The organism is Streptomyces viridosporus (assembly GCF_002078235.1).
Taxonomy (GTDB): domain Bacteria; phylum Actinomycetota; class Actinomycetes; order Streptomycetales; family Streptomycetaceae; genus Streptomyces; species Streptomyces viridosporus.
In genome coordinates this window covers 1-3,659 of sequence record NZ_MSGP01000598.1, presented here as the reverse complement: position 1 = coordinate 3,659, position 3,659 = coordinate 1, and the positions used below count along the sequence as shown (strand labels likewise).

Here is a 3,659-nt window from a genome sequence, read left to right as displayed (position 1 = left end):
GAAGGACTGAAAGCAGAGAGTAGAAGGAGGAAAGGGCGAGAATAGAGTACGATGAAGGACGTAGGGGCGTAGAGGTAGAAATGGGAGAGGAAAACCTGCAGAAGGTTGCGGCGGGTGGGCCGTTGCGGCGCGGTGCGGGCCAACTCCCGCACCGCGCGCCCGGTCCCGGGAACCTGCGCGCCGCGCCGCCGCGCCGCGCGGGGCAACGCGCCGCCGACGGCGTCCGGTTCGAGGGGCGGGTTCGAGGGGCGGCCGGCCTCGGCGTCGCACCGCGTCGGCGGCCTCGTCCCGCCGGGAGCCCCTCGAACCGGCCGGCCCCGTGGAGCGATGGCCGTCCGCCGGGACCGCCGCAGTCGCCGGTTCCGTGGCGGGCAGGCCCCCCGGCGGGTCACACTGGGGGCATGTGCCGGAGCATCAAGACCCTGCGTCCGCCCGCGCTGCCCGAGGAGGCCACGGAGGAGGACATCCGGGCCGCTGCCCTGCAGTACGTGAGGAAGGTGTCCGGCTTCCGGGCGCCGGCCGCCCACAACCGCGAGGTCTTCGACCGGGCCGTGGACGCGATCGCCGAAGCCACCGCCGCACTGCTGGACGGTCTGGAGGTGCGGGGCGCCGAGGCCCGGCGGGCGGGGTAGCGCACCGGCGGAGCACCGGGTCCGCGGACGGACGGCAGGGTCCGTCCCGCGGGTCCTACGGGGCCTCCGAAGGGAGGGGCCGCCTCCGCACCAGGAACGCCGCTCCCGCCCCCGCCCCGAACAGCGCGCCCACCGACACCGCCGTGGCCAGCCAGGTCGCCCCGAGCCAGTGCGCGCCGAAGTAGCCGAGGGCCACGCTGTACGCGGCCCAGGACAGGCCCGCCAGGGCCGACCAGGGAAGGAACTCGCGGGCGCGGCGGCGTGCGGCCCCGGCGCCGAGGGAGACGAGCGAGCGGCCGGCCGGGGCGAAGCGGGCGAGGACGACGAGGCCGCCGCCGCCCCGGACCAGCGTCGTGCCGAGACGTTCCTGTGCGCGGGTCAGCCGCCGGGAGCGGGCGATCGCCCGGTCCAGACGGGGACCGCCGCGCCAGGCGAGACGCCAGGCGACCAGGTCGCCCAGGACGGAGGCGGTGGCGGCGCAGAGCGTCAGCACCAGGATGTCGGGCACGTCGGCCGCCGCCGTGGCCGCCGCCGTGGCCGCGGCGATCACCAGGACCCCGCTGGGCAGGACCGGCAGGAACACGTCGAGCAGGACCGAGAGGGCCACCGCCGCATAGATCCACGGGCTGCCGACCAGCGCCCCGAGACTCTCCACCCGAACTCCCCGTGCTCCCCCGTGGGTCAGACCGTGCCGCGATGTCGCGGGGGGAGCGGCAGGAGTGACCGTTGACAGCCATACAGCGTACGCGGGGTGTGTGACAGAAAGGTCACGGGGGGTTCGTGCGCCCGCTGCCGGGAGTTCGCCGGCGTCCGCCACGGGCCCGCGGTCCGCCGCCCGGGACCCGGACCGGGGGAGGGCCCCGGGCGGACGACGGAGGGTGTCCTCCCCGGGCGGGGGAGGACACCCTCCGGTGCCGGTCGGGCCGCTCAGACCGCCACGGCGGCCTGGTCCGCCGTCTGCTTCTCCCGCGCCGGCGAGCGCCTGGCGAACAGCCGGTCCAGGCCGAAGGCGCCGGAGCCGGTGAACACCAGCAGGAACATCGCCCAGCAGTACAGGGCCGCGCCCTCGCCGCTGTTGTCGATCGGCCACAGGGCCTCGGGCTGGTGGACCTTGAAGTACGCGTACGCCATCGCGCCGGAGGACAGGAACGCGGCGGCGCGGGTGCCGAGGCCGAGCAGCACCAGGCTGCCGCAGACGAGTTCGATCAGGGCCGCGTACCACTGGGGCCAGGCACCGGCCTCGACGGTGCCGCCGTTGCCGTCCGCGCCGCCGAGCACGCCGAGCAGGGCGACGGCGCCGTGGCAGGCGAACAGCAGGCCGACGACCATGCGGAACGCGCCCAGGGCGTAGGGCTGGGCGCTGTTGAGGCGTCCGGTCATGTGGGGGGTCTCCTTCGGTCAGGCCGGCCCCGGGCGGGACCGGTCCGGGGGGACGGAACCGAGTCGGAACTTCACGTTAGGCATCCCTAAACATTGCTTGCAAGTTCAACATTCAGCCGTGAGGACGCCTTGGTTCGCGGCCCTCGCCCGCCCACCGTCGCACGTCAGTACGGTCGCCGCCCCACCACCGTGTCCAGCGGTGTGACCGAATACGCACCTCCCCGCACAGGCGGCTCACAGGTTCCCCGGCGGTCACCGGCTCAGCGGGGTCTCCGCCACCGTCCTCAGGCGCGTCCCGGCCCGGTCCTCCCGCGCGTGCTCCAGCCGCAGCACCGCCGACCGCCCCCGGATGGTCAGCGTCATGAGCTGGTTGCCGAACCACGGCCCGCCCGTCCTGCGCCAGGTGACCGGCGGCCGGGCGAGACCGGAGTGCCGCGCGAAGACCCGGCCGAGCCACCGGGCGACGGCGCTCCAGCCGAAGCGGAAGCCGAGCCTCATCGACAGGGGGATGGAGTTGTGGACGGGGGAGCAGGTCAGCTGCACCACCCGGGCGTCGGGCCCGGCCCGCCCCGGCCAGCTCGGCTCGGCGACGTAGGCGTGGTGGACGTCGCCGGAGAGCACGCACACCGTCGCCGGGGCCTCGGGTCCCGTACCGGCCTCGGCGATCAGCTCCGCCAGATCGGCGAAGGACTCCGGGAACGCCGCCCAGTGCTCCAGGTCCGCCGCGCGCCGCAGCTTCTCCCCGAGCCGCGCCCAGCGGGTGCCCTTGTCGCCCCGGCACAGCACGGAGCTCCACCCCTCCACGTCGTGCACCAGGTGCGGCAGCAGCCAGGGCAGGGACGTGCCGACGAGGAGGTGGTCGTAGGAACCGCGCCCGTCGAGGACCTGCTCGCGCAACCAGGCCGCCTCCCCCGGGTCCAGCATGGAGCGCTCGCCCTCCGCCAGGACGCGGGCCGCGCGGCTGTCCACCATCAGCAGCCGCACCCGGCCGAAGTCGCGCCGGTAGCTCCAGCGCACGGTGGCGGCGTCGGCCTCCGCCCGGGAGGCGAAGGCGCGCAGCGCGTCCGTGCCGTCGGGGCTCTCGCACACGGCCGCGTACAGCGGGTCCGCCGCCAGCTCCGCGGGGGAGAGGTTGCCCAGGTGCTGGTGCACCCAGTACGACATCAGACCGCTGAGCACCCGCTCGCGCCACCACGACGTGGCGCGCATGTCCTCGACCCAGGAGGCGGAGGTGTTCCAGTCGTCGATGACGTCGTGGTCGTCGAAGATCATGCAACTGGGGACGGTGGAGAGCAGCCAGCGCACCCGCGGGTCGAGCCAGGACTCGTAGTAGAGGCGGGTGTACTCCTCGTAGTCCGCCACCTGGTCGCCCGGAGGGTCGTTCGGGTCGCGGCGGGCGGCGAGCCAGGCGCGGGTGGCGTCGGAGGTCTCGTCCGCGTACACCTGGTCGCCCAGGAGGAGCAGGACGTCGGGCCGTTCGCCGTCCGGGTCGGCGGCGATGCGCCCGGCCAGGGTGTCCAGGGCGTCGGGGCCGACCGGGTCGTGCCCGCCGGCGGGCGGGGAGGCCCAGCGGCAGGAGCCGAAGGCGATGCGCACGCGGTCGCCGGGGCCCGGGGCGGGGATGACGGCCGTCTCTTATTCACATCT

At 74.9% G+C, this 3,659-nt stretch carries 3 protein-coding genes and 1 pseudogene; 1 reads left to right on the top strand and 3 read right to left on the bottom strand.

The features are described from left to right. Positions 1–401: 401 nt before the first annotated feature. The gene (locus B7L92_RS33805; protein ID WP_081241075.1) at positions 402–632 is read left to right on the top strand and encodes a DUF2277 domain-containing protein; all 231 of its coding nucleotides are present in this window, start codon (positions 402–404) and stop codon (positions 630–632) included. 55 nt (positions 633–687) lie between these two features. Here B7L92_RS33805 and B7L92_RS33800 read toward each other — a convergent pair whose 3' ends face one another. The 3 genes and pseudogenes from B7L92_RS33800 to B7L92_RS33790 form a co-directional block, all read right to left on the bottom strand. After that, on the bottom strand, positions 688–1,287 hold the full coding sequence (locus tag B7L92_RS33800) for a DedA family protein (protein ID WP_081241074.1): 600 nt from the start codon (positions 1,285–1,287) through the stop codon (positions 688–690). A gap of 272 nt (positions 1,288–1,559) precedes the next feature. After that, positions 1,560–2,012, bottom strand: a complete 453-nt coding sequence (locus B7L92_RS33795; protein ID WP_081241073.1) for a DoxX family protein — start codon at positions 2,010–2,012, stop codon at positions 1,560–1,562. A gap of 252 nt (positions 2,013–2,264) precedes the next feature. Then, positions 2,265–3,620, bottom strand: a pseudogene (locus B7L92_RS33790) (alkaline phosphatase D family protein); the annotation flags it as partial. Between the last annotated feature and the right edge of the window lie 39 nt (positions 3,621–3,659).